This window comes from Arthrobacter sp. GMC3 (assembly GCF_002929305.1).
Lineage (GTDB): Bacteria > Actinomycetota > Actinomycetes > Actinomycetales > Micrococcaceae > Specibacter.
This window is the reverse complement of sequence record NZ_PJIO01000003.1, coordinates 465,914-488,122: the sequence shown is the minus strand read 5'-3', so window position 1 is coordinate 488,122 and position 22,209 is coordinate 465,914. Positions and strand designations below refer to the sequence as shown.

Sequence of the window (22,209 nt, the reverse complement as noted above, 5' to 3'; positions counted from 1 at the left end):
TGTGTTATTCCGGTTCCGCTTAGCCCGATGAAAGGTAAGGAACGTTAGGCTTTGTCCGTTTTCAACTGCAAAGTTGCAGCGGTTGAGGCCAAAGTCTGCTCGAACAAATCTGCATTCTCGTTGAGCTTGGTGCCGAAGGTCGGCATCATCTCGCGCAGGGAATCCTGCCATTCCAGCTTGAACTTACGCGGGAAGCAGCGCTGCAACAATTCCAGCATAATGGGCACCGCGGTGGAGGCTCCGGGGGAAGCTCCCAACAGGGCCGAAAGTGTGCCGTCGGCTGCCGTGATGACCTCCGTGCCGAACTGCAGCACGCCGCCCTTCTTGGCATCCTTCTTGATGATTTGCACGCGCTGACCGGCCGTGATCAGTTCCCAGTTCTTGCCGTCGGCTTCGGGGAAGTATTCGTGGAGTGCCTCCACCTTGCCGGCATGGGTCTTGGTGACCTCGGTGACCAGGTACTTCACCAGGTCAAGGTTGTCCTTGCCCACGGCAAGCATCGGGATGATGTTGTTGGGGCGAATGGAGCCGGGGAGGTCCATGTAGCTACCGGTCTTGAGGTACTTGGTGGAGAAGCCGCCGTACGGGCCAAACAGCAGTGAGCGTTTGCCATCCACATAGCGGGTATCCAGGTGCGGGACAGACATGGGCGGGGCGCCCACCGACGCCTGACCGTAAACCTTGGCGTCGTGCTTGGAGGCCAGGGACTCGTCCGTGCAACGGAAGAACTGGCCGGAGACGGGGAAGCCGCCAAAGCCCTTGCCTTCGGGGATGCCGGAGAGCTGGAGCAGGTGCAACGCGCCGCCACCACTACCGATGAAGACTTTTTTGGCCGTGATCTTGCCGTGTTCACCGGACTTGGGATGCTTGAGCGCAATGTCCCATTTGCCGTCAGACGTGCGCGAAACATTGGTGGCGGTGGTGCCGTAGTTAATCTCGACGTCGTTCTTGCCCATGTAGCCGATGAGCTCACGGGTCAACGCGCCAAAGTCGACGTCGGTTCCCTCGGACGAGCGGGTAGCGGTCACCTTTTGTGCGGCGTCCCTACCCTTCATGACCAGAGGGGCCCACTTGGCGATCTGTGCCGGATCCTCGGTGTACTCCATGGAGGAGAACACTGGATTGGGCGAAAGTGCCTGGTGGCGGGCCTTGAGGAACTTGCGGTGGTCATCGCCAATGACAAAACTCATGTGCGGAACCGTATTGATGAAGCCCTTGGGGGAGCCGATCAAATCATTGGCCACCAGATGGGACCAGAATTGGCGGGACAACTGGAACTGCTCGTTGATGCCAATGGCCTTAGCCGGATTGACGGAGCCGTCCTTGGCGGCCGGGGAATAATTAAGCTCGCAGAGCGCGGAATGGCCGGTACCGGCGTTATTCCAGGGACTGGAGGATTCCAAACCGGCTTCATCGAGCTGTTCAAACAGCACGATCTTCCAGCTTGGTTCGAGTTGCTTGAGCATGGTGCCCAGCGTGGCGCTCATGATGCCGCCTCCGATGAGGACGACGTCAGCGTCTTTGGTGGTCGAGATGAAAGTCACAGTCCAACTCCGAATAGAGGCTCTTCCTAGCGGTAGAAGCGTATCGCGGGAGGGAGCCTATGCGTAAATCAGGGGAGCCACGTCACACTGCGGTGTCCCGGGTGGGAGCAGCCGGGCATGGTCATGGGTGCCAGGGCCGGGGTTAGTTCGTGGCGTCCTTGCTGAGGGTGACGTTGTTAAAAACTTCGTTGAGCACCGGACTCAGCGGGTAACTAGTGACCTTGTCCGAGAGCGCAATGGCCGAAATCGGGAACGCAATGGGGACGGCCGGAACGGTTGCGGCGATCTGCTTGTTGATCGATTCGTAGGCTGCCGTTCGTTCGGCGCCATTGGGCATGCTGCGGGCGCGGGTGATCTTGGAAACCAACTGGGGGTCAACCAGGCCAAGTTCACCGTTGGTGGAGCCAAAAAGGGGGCCCACAAAGTTATCCGGATCCGCGTAGCTGCCATTCCAGCCCATGAGGCTCAATGCGTGGTCACCCGGGTTTGTTACGGCAGTCACGTAGCCGTTGTTCCAGGCGATCGGCACCGGCTTGATATTGAAGCCCACGGCAGTCAGCTGCCGGGCAATCTCCGCGTAAACCTTTTCCGGCGTCGGCAGGTACGTCCGGGCGGCGTTGGTGGGGTAGTAAAACTTCAGCTCCTCGCCCTTGTAGCTGGACTCCGCCAGCAGAGCCTTTGCCTTGACCGGGTCGAACGCGATGCCCTGCGCGGCGTTGTTGAACGCACTTAGCTTTGGCGGGATGAACTGCGCTGTGGTCGCGGTCCCTGCGATGAAGAAGTTGTTGACCAAGGTGGTTTTGTCTATCGCCGCGGCAACGGCTTCGCGGACCTTGAGGTCGGCCATGACCGGGATTGCCTGGTTGATCCCGACGTACATGACTGAGAACGGATCACGTTGGAGCACTTGCTTGCCGCTTTTGATGAGCTTGTCGAAATTGCTGGGCGTCACAGGGTCAAAGCCGTCCAGGGTTCCATCATCCAGGGCGGCCAGCCGTGTTTCGGGTTGGTCGTAGGTGATGAATTTCAGCGAAGTGATCTGGCCCTTTTGACCCCAATAGCCGGGGTAGGCGGTCATGGTGGTGACCCCCTTTGCATAAGAGGTGAAGGTGAACGGCCCTGTCCCCACCGGGTGAAGGGCGTATTTGGAGACCTGGTTGCCGGAGATGCTCTGATCGAGCACGTTGGCCGATTCCTGCGCCAGCGCCGTGGGGGAGGAGATGGCAAAGGCCGGCATGGTCAGGGCCTGCAAGAAGCCGGTCAGGCGCATTTTCAGGTTCAGGGTCACGCTCAGTGGCCCGGTCACCGTGCATCCCTTGTACAAGGAATCGGTGGGGTTGTCGGAGAATTCGCTGAAGACCTGCTTGAACATCACTTCCGAGCCGTCGCCGCGCGTTGCCGGTGGCATGGTGTACCAGCGGTCAAAGTTCGTGCACACGGCTGCCGCGTCAAAGGCGGTTCCATCGTGGAAGGTGACGTTCGGGCGGAGCGTGAACGAGTAGCCCAGGCCGTCGTTAAGTTCTTTCCAAGCGGTGGCCAGGCTGGGGGCCGGGGCGCCAGTCACGGGATCCACCGTCACCAACCCTTCGAGCACCTGCCGCGTCACCCGGTACGACTCCGAGTCAGAGACCAGCGCCGGATCGAAGCCGGAAGGATCCGATGCCGTGCCAAGGGTGAAGGTGACGGGCGTCGCTGGGGGGCTGGACGACGTCGTGTCCGTGGGATCAGGGACCTGCGGATTCGTGCAGCCTGTGACTGCAAGAAGTACGACGGCGGCAATCGCCACTGCGCGTCGCCCTGCCTTGAGCAGGCGGCCGGCCTCGATTGGCACGAGTTATGTCTCCTTGTATGTGGTGGAATTCCATCAGCCACTTATCATAGTGGCTGATTCTTGGCGTTTGCCGTCGCTTCCGGCGTCGTTGTCCTCGGGCACCCTAAATCACAGGTAGTATTGTCACGTCTTATGGACATCACGCGCGAGTGGTGGAATTGGTAGACACGCAGGTTTTAGGTACCTGTGCCTTCGGGCGTAGGGGTTCAAGTCCCCTCTTGCGCACATGATGAAAGGCCCCGCTGAATCAGCGGGGCCTTTGTTTTGCGCGGCGATACTGCGGGGCAGGCAATCACGGCCGCTGACTTGCTAGGCCGAGACCAGGCCCAGATCCCTGCGGAGCTTGGCCACGTGGCCTGTGGCGCGCACGTTGTACTGGGCCAGGGAAACTGTGCCACTGCCATCAATGACGATGGTGGATCGGATCAGTCCCTGATAGGTCTTGCCATAATTCTTTTTCTCACCCCAGGCCGCATAGCGCTCAGCCACCGCATGGTCTTCATCGGCCAGGAGCGGGAAAGAAAGTTCTTCCTTGGCCGCGAACTTGGCTAGCTTGGCCACGGGATCGGGGGAGATACCCACCACCTGGTAACCGGCGGACTGCAGGGAGGCTAAATTGTCACGGAAGTCGCAGGCCTGCTTGGTGCAGCCGGGCGTTGATGCCGCCGGATAAAAGTAGACAATCACGTTTTGACCGGCAAAGTCGTTCAGCGAGGTGGTTCCGCCACTGGCGTTCAGGAGGGTGAAGGCGGGGGCAGCGTCGCCGGGGATAAGGCGTTCGGTCATGGTGATCTCCTTTGGGGGCGCTAACCCGCTGGTACTGGGGTGGGTAATAGTGGGAAAAACAAAACAACCCCCGACTCGCCTAAGCGAATCGGAGGTTGTTCTTCACCGTGCACCCCTCCGGACTTGAACCGGAAACCCATTGATTAAGAGTCAATTGCTCTGCCAATTGAGCTAGAGGTGCATTATTCATTCGTTGCAGTAAAAAACCGTTCCAACACTGGATGTTACCAGTGTTGGAACGGTTTTACCCGTGCACCCCTCCGGACTTGAACCGGAAACCCATTGATTAAGAGTCAATTGCTCTGCCAATTGAGCTAGAGGTGCATCTTTCACTGCTGAGAAGCGCTTTGGAATGAATCCGCAGTGTTCCTCGCAACGACATGAAACTATACGGGTTTTTTTGCGGAGTGTGAAATCGAAACACCACTTTTGGTGTCAATTGCGTCATGGATCACAGTTGTTGACGGCAAAATTCGCGGAATCTAGCGGTTTCCCCTCCTGGGATTCATTCGGGAATTTTCCACTTCACAAGCTGCGCGCACCTGATGGTGGCCTGGATCACGCTTCGGTCATAGACTGCCCCCATGAGCGTGGAGATCAATGCAGGAGACCAGGGTGAGGGCACCGTCGCGCTAAACCAGGGGGACGAGGTGGTGCGTACTGCGGATGGATTGCCGGACATTAAACCCCGGAGCCGTGTGGTCACCGATGGCATTCATGCCGCCCCGTCGCGCGGCATGTTCCGTGCGGTAGGCATGGGGGATGACGACTTTGCCAAGCCCCAGATTGGCGTGGCCAGCTCATGGAATGAAATCACCCCGTGCAATCTCTCCCTGAACCGGCTGGCGCAAGGTTCCAAGGAAGGCGTCTTCGCTGCGGGCGGATTTCCCATGCAGTTTGGCACCATCTCCGTCTCGGATGGCATCTCCATGGGGCACGAAGGAATGCACTTCTCACTTGTTTCCCGCGAGGTCATTGCCGACTCTGTGGAAACCGTCATGATGGCCGAACGCCTTGACGGCTCCGTGTTGCTTGCAGGATGCGACAAGTCCCTGCCTGGCATGTTAATGGCCGCGGCCCGGCTGAATCTGGCCAGCGTGTTCCTCTATGCCGGCTCCATCATGCCCGGCTTTGCCAAGCTGGAGGACGGCACCGAGAAGGAGGTCACCCTGATTGACGCCTTCGAGGCCGTGGGTGCCTGCGCCGCCGGCAAAATGAGCCTGAAAGACCTCGACTCCATTGAGCGGGCCATCTGCCCCGGCGAAGGTGCCTGCGGTGGCATGTACACGGCCAACACCATGGCCTGCATCGGCGAGGCACTGGGGATGTCACTCCCGGGCTCCGCTGCCCCGCCCAGCGCCGACCGGCGTCGTGACATGTTTGCCCGCAAGTCCGGTGAGGCGGTGGTCAATCTTTTGCGGGAGGGCATCCGAGCCCGCGACATCATGACGAAGAAAGCCTTCGAGAACGCCATCGCCGTCACCATGGCTTTTGGTGGTTCGACCAACGCAGTGCTCCACCTGCTCGCCATTGCCCGCGAGGCCAATGTTGAGCTGACCCTGGATGACTTCAACCGCATTGGCGACAAAGTTCCGCATCTGGGCGACTTGAAGCCCTTTGGCCGCTACGTCATGTTCGACGTGGACAAGATTGGCGGCGTTCCTGTCATCATGAAGGCCCTGCTCGACGCCGGCCTCATCCACGGCGACTGCCTGACCGTCACTGGCAAGACCGTGGCGCAGAACCTCGCCGAGATCAACCCGCCCGATCCCGACGGCAAAGTCCTGCGAGCCATGAACAACCCCATCCACAAGACCGGCGGCATCACCATTTTGCACGGTTCCATGGCCCCGGAAGGTGCCGTAGTCAAGAGTGCCGGATTCGATTTGGACGTGTTCGAGGGTACGGCCCGCGTCTTTGAGCGCGAGCAGGGCGCTCTGGATGCCCTGGACAAGGGGCAGATCCATGCCGGCGACGTTGTGGTGATCCGCTACGAAGGACCCAAGGGAGGTCCGGGCATGCGCGAGATGCTCGCCATCACCGGCGCCATCAAGGGTGCGGGCCTGGGTGCGGACGTTCTGTTGCTCACCGATGGCCGATTCTCCGGTGGCACCACCGGGCTGTGTATTGGGCATGTTGCCCCTGAAGCGGTCGACGGCGGACCCATCGCGTTCGTGCGTGACGGTGACAGGATTCGCGTTGACATCGCAGCGCGCACTTTTGACCTGCTGGTCGATGACGCCGAACTTGCCTCGAGAAAGATTGGCTGGGAGCCGCTGCCGGCAAAGTTCACCACCGGCGTTTTGGCCAAATATGCCAAGCTGGTCAACAGTGCCTCCACGGGCGCCTACTGCGGGTGATTCCCTTCCGCTTGTACGGCGCACGGGCGCCTAAGGTGCGGGGCCCTCGGGAATCATTCTTTAGGTGCCCTGCCGCCTTGTGCTGTTGGGTCAACAAGCACCATGACCACAGGGTGGACATCAAGTCCACATAGTGAGACATGCGGCGAGGCTGTTTGACACTCCCGAGCCGAAAATGGGAGATTACAGGTATGCAACTGAAGCTCGTAGTCGTCATTAGCTAGCGCGTGACGCAAAGTGACCACACCAAGGTCAAGACCCTTCTGACACCCAAGAAGAGAACGTCAGCTTCACGTGCCAACCCCTCGATGAGAGCCTTCGTGGCTGAGGGGTTTTTTTGTTCCCACCACCAGCGGCAACTCGTACACCTGCGTGACCTACCAAAATGAACGCAACCTTTAGAGAAATACCAAGAGCATGAGTTCCCCAAAGGAAGAACCGATGAGTAAAGGATCGCCCGCCAGCCCTGCGCTGATGGCCAACAAGTCCGCCGGACAAGGCGGCCACAGCGCCGCCGGCATCGTCGCCCCCAACCCGACATCCGCCGTCGTCGGCCCCAACAATGTTGTGGCCCCGGTACGGATGCTCGGCTCCGAGGCCATTGTCCGCTCGCTTGAAGAACTTGGCGTCAAGGACATTTTCGGCCTTCCGGGCGGAACCATCCTCCCAACCTACGATCCGCTCATGGCCTCTTCGTTGAATCACGTCCTGGTGCGCCATGAACAAGGCGCCGGTCACGCGGCCGAAGGCTACGCCATGGTGACCGGACAGGTGGGTGTCTGCATTGCAACCTCCGGCCCCGGCGCCACGAACCTGGTTACGCCCATCATGGACGCCCACATGGATTCGGTCCCGCTCGTTGCTATCACCGGCCAGGTTGCCAGCGGTGTCATTGGCACCGACGCGTTCCAGGAAGCGGACATTGTGGGCATCACGATGCCCATCACCAAGCACTCCTACCTGGTGACGAACCCCGAGGACATCCCGCGTGTCCTGGCTGAAGCATTCCACCTTGCCTCAACCGGTCGCCCCGGCCCTGTCCTGGTGGACATTGCCAAGGACGCCCAGCAGAGCCACATGACGTTCTCCTGGCCGCCGGTCATTGACCTGCCCGGCTACCGCCCCGTGTTCCGCGGCCATTCCAAGCAGCTGCGCGAAGCCGCCCGCCTGATCGGTGAAGCCAAGAAGCCTGTGCTTTATGTTGGTGGCGGCATCATCAAATCCCACGCATCGGCGGAACTTCTGGAACTGGCCGAACTGACAGGCGCACCGGTGGTCACCACCTTGATGGCCCGCGGCGCGTTCCCGGACTCACATCCCCAGCACGTGGGCATGCCGGGCATGCACGGAACCGTCTCCGCCGTCACCGCTCTCCAGCAATCGGACCTGCTGATCACACTTGGCGCCCGCTTCGATGACCGTGTTACCGGTGTGCTGAGCAGCTTTGCCCCGCATGCCAAGGTCATCCACGCAGACATCGACCCGGCCGAAATCTCCAAGAACCGTGCCGCGGACGTGCCGATTGTTGGCTCTGTGAAGGAGATCATTCCGGACCTGGCCGCCGCGGTCAAAGCAGAGTTTGAGGCCAATGGCACCCCCGATTTGGGTGACTGGTGGGCGTTCCTGGGCAACCTGCGTGACACTTACCCCCTGGGCTGGACCGAGCCCGAGGACGGACTCATGTCCCCGCAGCGTGTCATCTCCCGCATTGGCGAACTGACCGGACCCGAGGGCGTTTACGTCGCTGGCGTTGGTCAGCACCAGATGTGGGCCGCACAGTTCATCAAGTACGAACGCCCCCACTCCTGGGTGAACTCCGGTGGCGCCGGCACCATGGGATACTCTGTTCCTGCGGCCATGGGCGCCAAGGTCGGCAACCCCGACCGCGTGGTCTGGGCCATCGACGGCGACGGCTGCTTCCAGATGACCAACCAGGAGCTGGCTACCTGCCGGATTAACAACATTCCCATCAAGGTTGCCGTCATCAACAACTCCTCGCTGGGCATGGTCCGCCAGTGGCAGACGCTGTTCTACGAAAGCCGCTACTCCAACACGGACCTGAACACCGGCCACGACACCATTCACATCCCCGACTTCGTCAAGCTCGCCGACGCGTACGGCTGTGTTGGCTTGCGCTGCGAACGGGTGGAAGATATCGACGCAACCATCCAGAAGGCACTTTCGATCAACGACCGCCCGGTGGTCATCGACTTTGTGGTCAGCCCGGACTCCATGGTGTGGCCGATGGTGCCCTCCGGTGTCAGCAATGATCAAATTCAAGTAGCCAGGAATATGACCCCGGTGTGGGAAGAAGAGGACTAGAAATGACTCGGCATACCCTTTCCGTCCTGGTTGAAGACAAGCCCGGCGTATTGACCCGCGTAGCTAGCATGTTTGCCCGCCGCGCCTTCAACATCAATTCTTTGGCCGTTGGCCCCACAGAAGTCCCCGGGGTATCCCGGATGACCGTGGTGGTCGACGCCAAAGGTGACCTGATTGAACAGGTCACCAAACAGCTGAATAAACTAGTCAATGTCATCAAGATTGTTGAACTTGTTTCAGATAATTCCGTGCAACGGGACCACATCCTGGTCAAGGTACGTGCGGATGCCGCAACGAGACTGCAGGTCACCCAAGCTGCAGATCTCTTCCGCGCCTCAGTGGTTGACGTGTCCACAGACTCGTTGATCATCGAAGCCACCGGTCACCCGGACAAGCTCACAGCACTGCTCAACGTGCTGGAGCCCTTCGGCATTCGCGAGATCGTGCAATCCGGCACCTTGGCTATTGGACGGGGATCCCGTTCCATGAGCGACCGGGCACTGCGCGCTTCCTAGCGCCTGCGGGGCCCCGCGGCCCCACACAAACTGATTTGAAAACGAAGCAGTACTCACCACATATTCAAGGAGTTACACAGTGACCGACATGTACTACGACGACGACGCAGACCTCTCCATCATCCAGGGTCGCAAGGTCGCCGTTATCGGCTACGGCAGCCAGGGCCACGCACACGCATTGAACCTGCGCGATTCCGGTGTTGACGTTCGCGTGGGCCTCAAGGCAGGTTCCAAGTCCATCGCCAAAGCGGAGGCAGAGGGTCTGCGCGTGCTCAGTGTTGCAGAGGCAACTGCCGAAGCTGACGTCATCATGATCCTCACCCCGGACCAGGTGCAGCGCTTCGTCTACGCAGAGGACATTGCACCGAACCTGAAGGCCGGCAACGCGCTGTTCTTCGGCCACGGCTTCAACATCCGCTTCGGCTACATCACCCCGCCGGCCGACGTCGACGTCGCCCTGGTTGCCCCTAAGGCTCCGGGCCACACCGTGCGCCGCGAATTCGAAGCCGGCCGCGGCATCCCCGACCTGATCGCCATCGAGCAGGACTTCACCGGTGGCGCCAAGGCACTGGCCCTTTCCTACGCCAAGGGCATCGGCGGAACCCGTGCGGGCGTCATCGAAACCACCTTCACCGAAGAGACCGAAACCGATCTCTTTGGCGAGCAGGCTGTTCTTTGCGGTGGCACCTCGCAGCTGGTCCAGTACGGCTTTGAAGTTCTCACCGAAGCCGGCTACAAGCCGGAGATTGCCTACTTCGAGGTCCTGCACGAGCTCAAGCTCATCGTTGACCTCATGTGGGAGGGCGGCATCGCCAAGCAGCGTTGGAGCGTTTCCGACACCGCCGAGTACGGCGACTACGTCTCCGGCCCGCGCGTCATCACCCCCGAGGTGAAGGAAAACATGAAGGCCGTTCTCGCCGACATCCAGAGCGGTGCTTTCGCAACACGCTTCATCAACGATCAGGATGCCGGCGCACCGGAGTTCAAGGCCCTGCGCAAGAAGGGTGAAGAGCACCCGATCGAGGCCACCGGTCGCGAACTGCGCGGACTGTTCTCCTGGGTCTCCAACAGCGACGACTACACCGAAGGCTCCGTAGCCCGCTAGTCCCCACTTGCCGGCCCGAAAAATCGCTGACGCGATTTTCCGGGAACCTGGCAAGCGTGGGCCCAACAATACGGATGCGTCCGTAAGTCGTGGGCTAACAGTCCGGATAAGCGCGTGGGCCCATCGGCTCAGGCCTATGTGACGCACGTCGCTTGCGTCGCTGCAATGCCTGATTGTTACGGCAAGGAAGCCGGGCTCCACCTAAACTGGAGTCCGGCTTTTTTGTTGAAATTTTCAACCAAAGAACCATCACCAAAATCCCCACCAGAACACACACGAAAGCTAAAGAGGTCACCGGTGACAGCCACCAAGCCAGTAGTACTCCTCGCTGAGGAACTTTCACCCGCCACGATCGAGGCACTTGGCCCCGATTTTGAGATCCGCCATACCGATGGTGCCGACCGTTCCGCACTGCTTTCGGCCATCGTCGACGTTGACGCGATCCTGGTCCGCTCCGCCACCTTGGTCGATGCTGAGGCGATCGCTGTCGCGAAGAACCTGAAGGTTATTGCACGTGCCGGTGTGGGGCTGGACAACGTGGACATCAAGGCCGCAACGCAGGCAGGCGTCATGGTGGTCAACGCGCCGACGTCGAACATTGTCTCCGCCGCCGAACTGACCATCGGGCACATCCTCTCCCTGGCCCGCCATATCCCGGCCGCCAGCACGGCGCTGAAGAACGGCGAGTGGAAGCGCTCCAAGTACACGGGTACCGAACTGCTGGAAAAGAAGCTGGGCATCATCGGCCTGGGACGCATCGGCGCCCTGATCACCGAGCGTGCCAAGGCCTTCGGCATGGAGGTCATCGCCTACGACCCCTACGTCACCTCGGCCCGTGCCGCCCAGCTCGGCGTGCAGCTGATGACACTTGATGAGCTGCTGGAGCAGGCCGACTTCGTCACCATCCACATGCCGCGCACGCCCGAGACTCTGGGCATGATCGGCACCGAGGCGTTGAAGAAGATGAAGAAGACCGCCTACGTCATCAACGTGGCCCGCGGTGGCCTCATTGACGAAGCCGCATTGAACATTGCGCTGCGCGAAGGCGAAATCGCCGGCGCCGGCATCGACGTTTTCGTCAAGGAACCCGCCACGGATGTTGACTTCCTGGGCCTGGATAACGTCATTGCCACCCCGCACCTGGGCGCCTCCACGGACGAGGCCCAGGAAAAGGCCGGCATCTCTGTTGCCAAGTCCGTTCGACTGGCACTGGCCGGCGAGCTTGTTCCCGACGCCGTGAACGTGGCCGGTGGCGTCATTGCCGCCGAGGTCCGCCCCGGTATCCCGCTGATCGAGAAGCTGGGCCGGATCTTCACCGCACTGACCCACGCATCCGTCACCCAGATCGACGTCGAGGTAGCCGGGGAAATTGCTGCGCTCGATGTCAAGGCCCTGGAACTCTCGGCGCTCAAGGGTGTGTTCAAGGACGTCGTCTCGGAGCAGGTTTCCTACGTCAACGCTCCCATCCTGGCCGAGCAGCGCGGCATTAACACCCGCCTGATCACCACGCTGGAGTCCGCCGACTACCGCAACGTGCTGACCATTCGCGGCGCACTCTCGGATGATTCCCAGATCTCCGTCTCGGGCACCCTGACCGGTCCCAAGCAGATCGAAAAGATCGTTTCCGTCAACGGCTACGACCTGGAAATCCCCATGAGCGACCACCTCCTGGTCATCTCCTACGCCGACCGCCCCGGCGTCATCGGCACCTTGGGACGCCTGCTCGGCGAGAACGGCATCAACATCGCCGGCATGCAGGTGGCCCGCAACAGCGAAGGTGGCCAGGCCCTGTCCCTGCTGACCGTGGACAGTTCCGTCCCGCAGACGGTGCTCGACGCCATCAAGGCCGAAATCGGTGCCACCATGGCCCGCGAGGTGGACCTGGAAGACTAATCCCCACGTCCTCCCGAGCAATGGGTCGCTAGCGAACCATTGCTCGGGTCCCTCGGACGCGTGGTCCCAATCATCGGGCCAGTCACCACTAACGACGACGACGGTACCTTCGGGTGCCGGCGTCGTCGTTTTTGGGGCCGAAGCGGTGTTTTGGTGCGGTTCACGGTAAATTCGTAGGGTGACATCTACTGAATCGGCCAAGACGCCTTACTACCTCACCACCGCCATCACGTACCCGAACGGTGTGCCGCACATCGGGCACGCTTACGAGTACATCGCCACCGACGCCATGGCACGCTTCAAGCGCCTGGACGGGTACGACGTGATGTTCTTGACCGGCACCGATGAGCACGGCATGAAGATTGCGCAGACGGCCGAAAAAGAAGGCATTACGCCCAAGGAACTTGTTGACCGCAATGCTGCCGTCTACAAGGAAGCCCATGCGGCCCTGGGGATCAGCTACGACCGCTTCATACGCACCACGGACGCCGACCACTACGCCGCCTCACAGGCCATCTGGAAGAAGATGGAAGACGCCGGGGACATTTACCTTGGCAAATATGAGGGTTGGTATTCGGTTCGTGACGAGGCCTACTACGGCGAGGACGAGACCGAACTGCGCGAGGATGGCCTGCGCTACTCCAAAGTTACGGACACCGAGCTGACCTGGACCGAGGAGGAAAGCTACTTCTTCCGCCTCTCCAATTACCAGGAAAAACTGCTGGCGCTCTACGAGTCGCAGCCTGAATTCGGGGCCCCGCGCACCCGATTCAACGAGGTCATCAGCTTCGTCAAGGGCGGCCTGGAGGACCTGTCCGTCAGCCGCACCACCTTCGACTGGGGTGTGCCTGTTCCGGGCAATGACAAGCACGTCATGTACGTGTGGGTCGACGCGCTGACTAATTACCTCACCGGCATCGGCTACCCGGATGAGAATTCGGCGGCCTTCCAAAAGTTCTGGCCCGCCGACGTCCACGTCATCGGCAAGGACATCTCCCGCTTCCACGCCGTCTACTGGCCTGCATTCTTGATGTCCGCAGGGCTGGAACTGCCCAAGCGCGTGATGATCCACGGCTTCTTGCACAACAACGGCGTGAAGATGTCCAAGTCCCTGGGCAACGTTGTGGCCCCCGCCGATTGGGTTGCCCAGTACGGTCTGGACCAGGTCCGTTTCTTCCTGCTGCGCGAGGTCCCCTTCGGTGCCGATGGCTCCTACAACCACGACGCCGTCGTCGGGCGCATGAACTCAGATCTTGCGAACAACCTGGGCAACCTGGCCCAGCGTTCGCTGTCCATGGTCGCGAAGAACTGCGAGGGCACGGTCCCGACACCTGGCGCATTCACGGAGGCCGACGAGACGATTCTCGCCGCCGCCCGCGGCTTGCTGGAGCACTCCCGCACCGCTTACCAGGTTCAGGATTTCCACGGCTCGCTGGAGAAAATCTGGCACGTTCTCGGCGACACCAACGCCTACTTTGCCGACCAGGCACCGTGGGTGCTGCGCAAGACCGACGTGCCCCGCATGGAAACCGTACTGTACGTGACCCTCGAGGTGCTGCGCATGGTCTCGCTCCTGGTCCAGCCGGTCATGCCCGACGCCGCAGCGAAGCTACTTGAGGTTCTGGGTCAGGGCACCTCTGCAGACGACGCCGTTCGCCAGTTTGCCGCTTTCACCTCACCTCTGGTGGCGGGTACAGTTTTGCCCGCCCCGGCGCCGATCTTCCCGAAGTACGAGGAGCCTGCGGAGGCGTAGCTGCTGCACGAAAAAAGCCGGCGTTCGCGCATTCGGCTGGTGTTCTACCGCCAGCCGAATGCGCGAACGCCGGCTTTTTGTCGCAGACCGGCCTGGCGAAGCAGATAGATGAACCGTTCCCGGTTCATCATTTCGGCCCATTCCCATCGGACGAAGCCCACCCCCTGTGCACGGATCTGGTCTTCCCGGGCCTTTTCTGCCAGCACCCGGTCCTGGATGGACAGTCCTCCACCCCAGTCGTCGCGGAGGTACTTGCCCTTGCCATCAAACTCGCCGGCCAGGCGAAGTTCCTCAAACCAGAAGTCCACAAAGGCATCGCTGCCGTCGCGGAGGGTGAAGTGTTTCTGCAGTACTGGGGCAGGAAAGCCAAACATATGCAATTTGGCCCTGCTAATTGACTCGCCGGCAGAAGCAGACAACGCGGAACTAAATTCGATGACAGCTAGGGTTCGCACCCGGGCGGCCTTGCTGGGCAGTTGTTCGGCAGCGGCAACGAGGTCTTTGACTGCCAAGGGTGTTCCCTGCGGGTATGTTCCCTGCCAAAGGGGATCGCCGGGGGCAGGCTCGGAACCCGCGGGGGAGAAGCTATTAAACGCGTATTTGCGTTCGGGCACCCGCAAGCTGGAATCGCATACCGCAACGGCGTAGGGGAATTGTAGGCTCTGGATCAGTTGAATGACGGTAGCCAGCTTGTTGGTGAGAAGGAAGGGCCCGCAGCGGATCAGGTCTTCGGCCAGTGATCCACGGTGCCGGACCACACCGTTTTCGGTACGCCCACCGGTGGTCACCTCCGTCATCACGTGCAGTCTTTGGGGCGTGCCCACGACCCACAAACCCCACAAGAGTGCCGCCGTGGCGTGGGAAAGCACCGGCTGCCGTGGCGCCAGTTGTTGAAAGGCCAGCACCTTCAGGCCATATTGTTGCATGGGCCGCAGTTCCTGCCACGCGGTGGCACTGACGTAGACACCGCAACGTAGCCTGATCAGTTCGCCCCTATTGCAGAGGGTCACCAATTTGCGGCGGTCATGGCCGATACTTTCAAGCTCGGCGGGCAAAATCAGTCGTGGCATCGTCATGAAATACACGGTTCCACCGAATTGGGCGCTGCGGAAGTGGCACTTTCACAGTTGTGGATAACTTGGAAATCCAAAATGGACGGCGCTTGCGCAGAGGGCCGGTGGTGTACCGCCGTCGTTTTGCGCAAGCGCCGTCCCTTTAGGTGCGGCGAGCGAATCAGTCCATGGCGAGGCCCTCAACGGGGGAGAGTCGCGCTGCACGGCGAGCCGGGATGACCGAGGCCAGCAGCCCCGCTACCGCGGCAACGCCCACCACCATCAGGATCTGGCCCCACGGGATTGTCGCGGTCACGGCAGTGAAGCCGCCCAGCGCCGATTGCGCCCCGAGCCAGCCGTAGACGACGCCCAACACGGAACCGATGAGCGCCGCAACGCCAGCAATGAGCACAGCCTCCAGGGCCAGCATGCCGCGGAGCTGGCCCCTTGTTAGACCCAGGGCCCGCAACAGCGAGTTCTCCCTGGTCCGCTCAAGGACTGACAGGGACAGCGTGTTGGCCACACCGATCAAGGCGATAAACACGGCCACTGCCAGTAGCCCCGTGACAATGAGCAACATCATGTCAATGACCTGGCTGAACATTGCCTTTTCCAGGACAGCCCCGCTGACCATGAACTCGCTGACGCCGAGTGATGTGGCGATGTTGCTGCGGAGATCCATCATGGTTTGGGTACTGAGGCCGGGGTCAACTGCAATCCAGACCTGCGGTGCGATGCTGGCGGTTTCGTCGCTGGCCAGGGGAGTGAATGTGCTCAGCGAAACCAAGGCATCGAAACTATCCGTTGTTGCAGCCGTGGCGGCAACGGTGGTGGTCTGGGATCCCGCAGCCAGCTCCACGCTTGTTGCCTTGATGCCCCGTGGGAGCACCACCGCATTCCCAGCCGGCCGGTTGGCCGGATTGACAAGAAGGGCTCCAGCGTCGGCGTCGGAAATTCCATACACGGGGATAATCTGCCCGCCAACGGTCGCGGTACCCACAGGTTTCAGCAACACGGTCTTCTTAACGCCCGGCAGCGCCGCTGTGGTGGCAACTTGCTGGGGTGTGAAGGGGGAGTTGTCGCCCATCTTTTGTGCGGTGATGTCAACCGGATAGTGCCCGTCGAGTTGGGTGTCGAAGGCGTTCCGGGCGGTTGCAGCACCTGTCATCATCATGGTGACCAGGGTGACGCCAATGAGCAGTGCCGACGCCGTGGCCGTTGTCCTACGCGGGTTGCGGACCGCATTCGCGGCGGCCATCTTACCCGGGACGCCCGCTGGAGAGGCTAACTTCCCTGCCAGCGAGACGAGCTTGGGGATGAACAGGGAGGCCGCCATCAGGAATCCGACAAAGGACGCCGCGCCCGCCGGCAGCGCCACGAACAGACTCGCCGAAAGGCCGCCATACACCAGTCCCGCACCGCCGGCGAGAATCAGAACCACTCCAATAGCCAGCCGAACACGTCCGCCGGTGTTGTGCAACGAGGCGTCATCGGCAGGTCGGAGGGCGGCCAGGGGAGCCACGGCTGTTGCCGCGCGGGCCGGTACCAGCGCTGCCAGGACCGTCAGGAGGGTGCCTACAAGGATGCCGGCGATGATGGCCGACGGCGGCACCGCCAAGGTGGCGTAGGCAAAGTCCGGGTTGCTACGCAGTATCGCCAGGATTGCCGCCATGATCCCTGTTGCGGAGAGGACTCCCAACACAGAGGCGATGAAACCGACGACGAGTGCCTCCACGATGACCGAATTGCGCACCTGTGAGCGGCTGGCGCCGACGCAACGCAAAAGTGCAAGCTCCCGGGTCCGTTGGGCCACCAGGACTGAGAAGGTGTTGGAGACCACCAAGGCGGAGACCAACAGTGCCACCGCGGCAAACGCCAACAAGACAATGGTCAATTGGTCCTGGCCGCCGGTAAGCATGGAAACTTGCGCCGTGGTTTTCTCTTCCGGAGTGAGAATTGTGCCCGCAGGCTGGCCAAGTGACGCCGCGAGTGAACTTCTGGCCGCGTCGAGACTCACTCCATCCTTGAGAGTCAAGGAGATCAGGCCGAAGCCCGAATCGGGACTAGCCAGCGCCGCGGATGCAGCGTCGGTACCCACGAACTGGGCCTGACCGGACGCAAGGGGATCAGTGGCGGAGGCCGTGATGCCGGAAATCGTTGTGGTCAGGGTGGGCCCCGGCAAGGACCCGGAACTGCCGTTCGTCTTGAAGGAGACGCTCTGCCCCACGGACAGTTTTTGGTGGTCGGCTGTTGCCTGGTCCACGGTGACCTGGGCATCGGAACTGGGCCAGCTGCCCGAGAGAAGCTTGAACGGCTCCAGGGAAGCCACGGTGGGCATATTCCGCAACGTTCCCTGCAGTGTTGCGGTCCCGGTTTCCGCCGCGACGTACAGGGAGCGTTGTGCGTAGAAGCCGGCAACGTCGGGGGAGGCTGCCACCTTCTTCACGTCCCCGCCGGTCAATGGAGTCTCGCCCGGGGGAGAGATAACGAGGTCGGCGCCGGCATAGCTCTCACCCATGCTGGCAACCAGGGATGCCTTCGTTGAGGCGTTGACCATGAGCGTGGCGGAGAGAAAAGCGACGGCGAGTAACACGGCCAAGGTGATGGCAATGAAGCGTCGTGAATGTGTTTTGAGTTGGCTGAAGGCGACTTGCAACATGGCCTAGCCTCCCAGGGATGCCAGCGACGCCAGCACAGACTCGGCGGTGGGGTTCTCCAGCTCGCCCACCAGTTCGCCGTCGTTCATCAACACCACGCGATCCGCGTAGGAGGCGGCGACGGGGTCGTGAGTGACCATGATGATGCTCTGGCCCATCTCCCGGGAGGAGCGGCGCAACATACCCAAAACCTCGGCACCGGAGCGGGAGTCCAGGTTACCGGTGGGCTCATCGCCGAAAATAACGTCGGGCCGCGTCAAGAGGGCGCGTGCCACCGCAACGCGCTGCTGCTGTCCGCCGGAGAGCTCGTGGGGTTTGTGTGCCAGCCGGTCTTTCAGACCCAGCGTCTCGGTGATGAACGCGAACCACTCCTTATCCACGGCGCCACCGGCCAAGGCGACCGGCAAGGTGATATTGGCTTCAGCGGTAAGGGTGGGGACCAGGTTGAAGGCCTGGAAGACAAAACCGATCCGGTCCCGGCGCAACTGGGTCAGCGCCTTGTCGTTCAGGGCTGTCAGCTCGGTGTCGCCCAGGTGGATGGTGCCGGAATTGAGCGAATCTAGCCCGGCCAGGCAATGCATCAGTGTTGATTTGCCGGAGCCGGAGGGGCCCATGATGGCGGTGAACTGTCCGGCCGGAAAATCCAGATCAACGCCCTTGAGGGCGCTCACCTCAGTCTCACCCTTGCCGTAGGTCTTGCGCAATCCGCGGGCCTGAACCGCTAATGTGCTCTTGGTGTTCTCAGTAATGATCGTCATGGTTTCAGCCTATTGACGCTTCATTCCTGCCGAATCGGAGCGTGGGTGGATAAAGGCGGAAAGTTCGACGCCGTTTCCTCCTACCAGAGGAGGACCCCCTGCCGCTCCCTAGGCAGGCTCCGGCGCGTGAGTCAGCGTCTGGTGGGAGGCAGGTGCTGGCGACGAGAGCTGGGGCGCGGGCCGGAATTTCTTGAGCCAGAACTCGGTTTGGGCAATGTGCCCGGCAGTGGCGGTGGCTGCCGTGGAGGGATCCCTGTTTCGCAGGGCCTCGAGGATGTCACGGTGTCCCCGATTGCTGGCCTCGCGCACGGCGGCGCCCTCCCGGCTGTCGAAAATGTTGAAATGACGCCCCCGCGAACGGAACATCGTCATGAGGCTGGTCAGGGTGGAATTGCCCCCGGCCTGGCAAATTGCCTCGTGAAAGCGGGCATCCAGATCGGAAATGTCGGACGAATTATCCGTAGCCTCCATCTTGGCCACCAGCTGGTCCAGTTCGGCCATGAGTTCGGGTGTGGCCTTTGCCGCTGCGGCCGCTGCGGCATGTGATTCCAGGACCCTCCGGATTTCAAAGAGTTCCAAGACTCCGTCGAAGGGAAACAAGTCCACCAACAGTGCGAAACCCTTGAGGATCTCCGCAGGCTCCAGGGACGAGACATAGGTTCCCGAACCATGCCTGGCTTCCATGACCCCCAAAGCAGACATGGCGCGGATCGCCTCGCGCAGGGAACTTCGCGAAACCCCCAGTTGGGCGGCCAGTTCGCCCTCGGGTGGACATTTTTGACCCGGCGCCAGCTCTCCGGAGGCGATCTTGGCCCGCAGGCCCTGGAGGGCGGTTTCTACTGCGCTCATGAGATTTGTCCTCGGAGTTGTTGTGAAGGTAAATGCCGCTGTTCCAACTCATCATATGTGTTCCAAGAGTCATCGTACGTCTTTGGAAATATCTGGTCTAATTTCGGGACAAGTGCCACCTAAATTGGCAAGTCATCAGATGAATAACCAAAGTCATCTATTGTCTTGATGTTAAATGTGAGGTAACTTACAGGTACTTCCGTATCTGTCGCCAACCGAAAGTACTCCGTGGCTTCCTCTCTTCTCACCGCACCCGCCGCCATGCTGACCCCCGATGGTCGGCTGGCCATCACAGACTGGACTCTGAGCGCGGACAAGACTCACCTCAACCATGGTTCCTATGGGGCGGTACCCTTGCTCGCTCAAGAAATGCAGCAGCGCCTCAAGGCGAAAATGGACGCGAACCCGTGCACCTGGTTTATGGGCCAGGCCGTGACCCTGGCCACCACAAGGGCCGAAATCGCCAGCTTCCTGCGAGTCGAGCAGGACGATCTGGCCCTGGTTCCCAATGCCAGCGCCGGCGTGAGCACCGTCTACAACTCCCTGCCTTTCGGCGATGGCGCCGAAATCGTCACCACCGATCACAGCTACGGAGCCGTGCTCGAAGGGGCCCGCCGCGTAGCCCGCGAACACAACGGCCAAGTTCGCGTGGCAGTGGTTCCCCTGGAAGCCGATGCTGCGCTGACCCTTGAACTGGTGATGGCCCAGGTCAATGAGCGCACCGCACTCATTGTCATCGACCAGATCAGCTCCGCCACGGCGCGAAGTTTCCCCATTGTTGAGATCGCCCGCGCCGCCAAGGCCCTGGGTGTGCCCCTATTGGTCGACGGCGCACACGCCCCCGGAGCGCTGGCAGAACCGGTCCCCGATTTTGAGGGATTCTGGGTCGGAAACTTGCACAAGTTCGCCTGCGCCCCCAGAGGCACGGCGGCTGTGGTTGCCCGCGGCCCGCTGCGTGCGCATCTGCACCCACTGATCGACTCCTGGGGGTTCCCACACTCTTTCCCGGAGAGCTTCGATCATGTGGGGACCCAGGACATCACCTCATGGATGTCGGCCAAGGCATCGTTTGAAACCATCGAGACCCGCTACGGCTGGGACGCCTGCCGAAACTACGCCGGAGCGCTGGCAGGCTACGGCCAATCCATTGTTCAGGATGCCTTTACGGCAATGACGGGAATTGATGCCACGGTCGACGTCGGAATGCCGGTAGCACACCTGAGGATGATCCGGCTGCCCCAGGGACTGGCCACCACCCATGAAGATTCCCACGCCGTACGAGCCTTCGTCTCCGACGCCCTCGATTTTGAAACGGCCATCACCACCTTCGGCGGAAACGGCTATCTGCGCCTCTCGGCCCACCTGTACAACACGCCGGGCGACTATGAAGCTTTTGCCGAACGCGCAGTTCCGGCACTGGTCCGACTTGCCCAAAGCCACTAACGCACCGCTACACTCCGCCCCACCTCGAAAGGTCACCATGAAATCAAGATTCACCACCATAGCCGCGTTGGGTGTCACCGCCGTTCTGGCGCTGTCCGCTTGTGGCGGAGGCGGTGCCAAGGACTCCAGCAATGGCACCGTCACCCTCAAAATGGTCGAGAGCCTGACCAACCCCACACGCACGGACACCATCAAGACGTTGCTGGCCGGGTTTGAAAAGGAAAATCCGAACATCAAGGTTGACTTGATTTCACCCCCAACGGACTCGGCCGATCAGAAGATCCAGCAGATGCTCCAGTCGGGCAAGGGGATCGACGTCGTTGAGGCCCGCGATATCACTGTCGGTTCCTTCGGTGCCAACAAGTGGCTGTACGACATGAGCGCCGACCTGAAGGGTTGGGATGGCTGGGATAACTTGACGACGAATGCCGTCAACTACTCCAAGCAGGACGGCAAGACCTACTACATCCCCTACGGTTTTTACGGGTTGTCCCTGTTCTACCGCACCGACCTGGTCAAGGAGGCCGGGTTCTCCGGCCCGCCAGCCAGCTGGCAGGACCTGTTGAAGCAGTCGGAAAAGCTTAACCAGCCCGACGAGAACAAGTTTGGCTACGCGTTCCGCGGCGGCCCCAACGCCAACTCCAACGCCGTCGCCGTGATCGAGGCTTACACCGCCGATCAGATCGACAAGGAGAACGCGTTCAAGCTGACGAACGGCAAGACCATCTTCTCCGCCCCTGAGGCGCAGCAGGCTATGGATGACTACTTGGAGATCTTCAAGAAGGGATCCCCGCCCTCATCCGTGGCCTGGGGTTACCCGGAAATGGTTCAGGGTTTCAGCAACGGATCCACCGCGTTCCTGCTCCAGGACCCCGAGGTCATTGCCACCATCAAGGAATCCAAGTCGCTGAAAGCTGACCAGTGGAGTGTTGCACCGCTGCTGGTAGGCCCCACGGGCAAGGCCATCCAGCCAGTTGCCTCCGCCGGTTGGGGTATTGCCGAATCCAGCAAGGCCAAGCCCGAAGCCATCAAGCTCATCAAGTACCTGTCTCAGGGTGAGCCCGCCACCACCTTCAGCAAGGACAACTCCCTGGTTCCGATTCTCAAATCGGCAGCCACCGATCCGTTCTACAGCACCGGCCCGTGGGCTGCCTATGTGACCATGACCGAAAACCCGGACACCTACATTTCTGCCACCCAGCCTCGCGGCGTTGCCTGGTGGACCGAGTGGATCAAGAAGTCCGACGGCGAACTGCAGCGGGTGCTCACCGGCAAGATGACCACCAAGGAACTCCTGACCAGCTGGGACAGCTACTGGACCGAAAAGATGGCGAGCTAGTA

15 protein-coding genes and 3 tRNA genes are annotated in these 22,209 nt (G+C 61.0%); 9 read left to right on the top strand and 9 right to left on the bottom strand.

Annotation, left to right across the window (positions count from 1 at the left end; translation table 11 throughout):
* Positions 1 to 44: 44 nt before the first annotated feature.
* Together CXQ94_RS08480 and CXQ94_RS08475 are read right to left on the bottom strand one after the other, a co-directional pair.
* Entirely contained in the window at positions 45 to 1,544 is a 1,500-nt protein-coding gene (locus CXQ94_RS08480) for a malate:quinone oxidoreductase (RefSeq protein ID WP_104088367.1), read from the bottom strand.
* A 142-nt stretch (positions 1,545 to 1,686) separates the two neighbouring features.
* Positions 1,687 to 3,375: an ABC transporter substrate-binding protein gene (locus tag CXQ94_RS08475; protein WP_258066867.1), complete on the bottom strand. Its 1,689-nt coding sequence runs from the start codon at positions 3,373 to 3,375 to the stop codon at positions 1,687 to 1,689.
* Positions 3,376 to 3,518: 143 nt separating this feature from the next.
* On the opposite strand from CXQ94_RS08475, the gene CXQ94_RS08470 reads away from it, so the two are divergent.
* Positions 3,519 to 3,600 (top strand) — tRNA-Leu (locus CXQ94_RS08470).
* Positions 3,601 to 3,684: 84 nt separating this feature from the next.
* Here the strand turns inward: CXQ94_RS08470 and bcp are convergent.
* The 3 genes from bcp to CXQ94_RS08455 all read right to left on the bottom strand — a co-directional run bounded on the left by bcp (position 3,685) and on the right by CXQ94_RS08455 (position 4,485).
* A complete protein-coding gene (gene bcp, locus CXQ94_RS08465) occupies positions 3,685 to 4,161 on the bottom strand; it encodes a thioredoxin-dependent thiol peroxidase (protein ID WP_104088364.1) in 477 nt (158 codons plus the stop codon).
* Between the two features lie 108 nt (positions 4,162 to 4,269).
* Positions 4,270 to 4,342: transfer RNA gene (locus CXQ94_RS08460), tRNA-Lys, on the bottom strand.
* A 70-nt stretch (positions 4,343 to 4,412) separates the two neighbouring features.
* Positions 4,413 to 4,485 (bottom strand) — tRNA-Lys (locus CXQ94_RS08455).
* A gap of 260 nt (positions 4,486 to 4,745) precedes the next feature.
* Here CXQ94_RS08455 and ilvD point away from each other — a divergent pair.
* The 6 genes from ilvD (at position 4,746) to metG (ending at position 14,109) form a co-directional block, all read left to right on the top strand.
* A complete protein-coding gene (ilvD, locus tag CXQ94_RS08450) occupies positions 4,746 to 6,521 on the top strand; it encodes a dihydroxy-acid dehydratase (RefSeq protein ID WP_258066865.1) in 1,776 nt (591 codons plus the stop codon).
* A 441-nt stretch (positions 6,522 to 6,962) separates the two neighbouring features.
* A complete protein-coding gene (locus CXQ94_RS08445; protein WP_104088361.1) occupies positions 6,963 to 8,843 on the top strand; it encodes an acetolactate synthase large subunit in 1,881 nt (626 codons plus the stop codon).
* 2 nt (positions 8,844 to 8,845) lie between these two features.
* Complete coding sequence (ilvN, locus tag CXQ94_RS08440) at positions 8,846 to 9,358, top strand: acetolactate synthase small subunit (RefSeq protein WP_104088358.1); 513 nt, start codon at positions 8,846 to 8,848, stop codon at positions 9,356 to 9,358.
* Between the two features lie 79 nt (positions 9,359 to 9,437).
* On the top strand, positions 9,438 to 10,463 hold the full coding sequence (gene ilvC, locus CXQ94_RS08435; RefSeq protein ID WP_104088355.1) for a ketol-acid reductoisomerase: 1,026 nt from the start codon (positions 9,438 to 9,440) through the stop codon (positions 10,461 to 10,463).
* 297 nt (positions 10,464 to 10,760) lie between these two features.
* Complete coding sequence (serA, locus tag CXQ94_RS08430) at positions 10,761 to 12,356, top strand: phosphoglycerate dehydrogenase (RefSeq protein ID WP_258066864.1); 1,596 nt, start codon at positions 10,761 to 10,763, stop codon at positions 12,354 to 12,356.
* Between the two features lie 178 nt (positions 12,357 to 12,534).
* Complete coding sequence (metG, locus tag CXQ94_RS08425; protein WP_104088349.1) at positions 12,535 to 14,109, top strand: methionine--tRNA ligase; 1,575 nt, start codon at positions 12,535 to 12,537, stop codon at positions 14,107 to 14,109.
* A 44-nt stretch (positions 14,110 to 14,153) separates the two neighbouring features.
* Here metG and CXQ94_RS08420 read toward each other — a convergent pair whose 3' ends face one another.
* From CXQ94_RS08420 to CXQ94_RS08405, 4 genes are all read right to left on the bottom strand, one after another.
* Positions 14,154 to 15,185 carry a hypothetical protein gene (locus CXQ94_RS08420; RefSeq protein ID WP_104088346.1) on the bottom strand — a complete coding sequence of 344 codons (1,032 nt, stop codon included), beginning with the start codon at positions 15,183 to 15,185 and terminating at the stop codon, positions 14,154 to 14,156.
* 157 nt (positions 15,186 to 15,342) lie between these two features.
* Complete coding sequence (locus CXQ94_RS08415; RefSeq protein WP_104088343.1) at positions 15,343 to 17,820, bottom strand: ABC transporter permease; 2,478 nt, start codon at positions 17,818 to 17,820, stop codon at positions 15,343 to 15,345.
* 3 nt (positions 17,821 to 17,823) lie between these two features.
* Positions 17,824 to 18,576: an ABC transporter ATP-binding protein gene (locus CXQ94_RS08410; RefSeq protein ID WP_104088341.1), complete on the bottom strand. Its 753-nt coding sequence runs from the start codon at positions 18,574 to 18,576 to the stop codon at positions 17,824 to 17,826.
* Positions 18,577 to 18,684: 108 nt separating this feature from the next.
* Positions 18,685 to 19,425, bottom strand: coding sequence for a FadR/GntR family transcriptional regulator (locus CXQ94_RS08405; RefSeq protein WP_104088338.1), 741 nt, complete (start codon positions 19,423 to 19,425; stop codon positions 18,685 to 18,687).
* 228 nt (positions 19,426 to 19,653) lie between these two features.
* Here CXQ94_RS08405 and CXQ94_RS08400 point away from each other — a divergent pair, with 228 nt between their 5' ends.
* On the top strand, positions 19,654 to 20,868 hold the full coding sequence (locus CXQ94_RS08400; protein WP_258066861.1) for an aminotransferase class V-fold PLP-dependent enzyme: 1,215 nt from the start codon (positions 19,654 to 19,656) through the stop codon (positions 20,866 to 20,868).
* Between the two features lie 37 nt (positions 20,869 to 20,905).
* A complete protein-coding gene (locus CXQ94_RS08395; protein WP_104088334.1) occupies positions 20,906 to 22,207 on the top strand; it encodes a sugar ABC transporter substrate-binding protein in 1,302 nt (433 codons plus the stop codon).
* Positions 22,208 to 22,209: the final 2 nt, after the last annotated feature.

Excerpts from the sequence above, each read along its gene's own strand:
- CXQ94_RS08405 (WP_104088338.1), bottom strand. The coding sequence starts at position 19,425 with ATGAGCGCAGTAGAAACCGCCCTCCAGGGCCTGCGGGCCAAGATCGCC.
- CXQ94_RS08445 (WP_104088361.1), top strand. The coding sequence starts at position 6,963 with ATGAGTAAAGGATCGCCCGCCAGCCCTGCGCTGATGGCCAACAAGTCC.
- CXQ94_RS08410 (WP_104088341.1), bottom strand. The coding sequence starts at position 18,576 with ATGACGATCATTACTGAGAACACCAAGAGCACATTAGCGGTTCAGGCC.
- ilvD (WP_258066865.1), top strand. The coding sequence starts at position 4,746 with ATGAGCGTGGAGATCAATGCAGGAGACCAGGGTGAGGGCACCGTCGCG.
- CXQ94_RS08420 (WP_104088346.1), bottom strand. The coding sequence starts at position 15,185 with ATGACGATGCCACGACTGATTTTGCCCGCCGAGCTTGAAAGTATCGGC.
- ilvN (WP_104088358.1), top strand. The coding sequence starts at position 8,846 with ATGACTCGGCATACCCTTTCCGTCCTGGTTGAAGACAAGCCCGGCGTA.
- bcp (WP_104088364.1), bottom strand. The coding sequence starts at position 4,161 with ATGACCGAACGCCTTATCCCCGGCGACGCTGCCCCCGCCTTCACCCTC.
- CXQ94_RS08395 (WP_104088334.1), top strand. The coding sequence starts at position 20,906 with ATGAAATCAAGATTCACCACCATAGCCGCGTTGGGTGTCACCGCCGTT.
- CXQ94_RS08415 (WP_104088343.1), bottom strand. The coding sequence starts at position 17,820 with ATGTTGCAAGTCGCCTTCAGCCAACTCAAAACACATTCACGACGCTTC.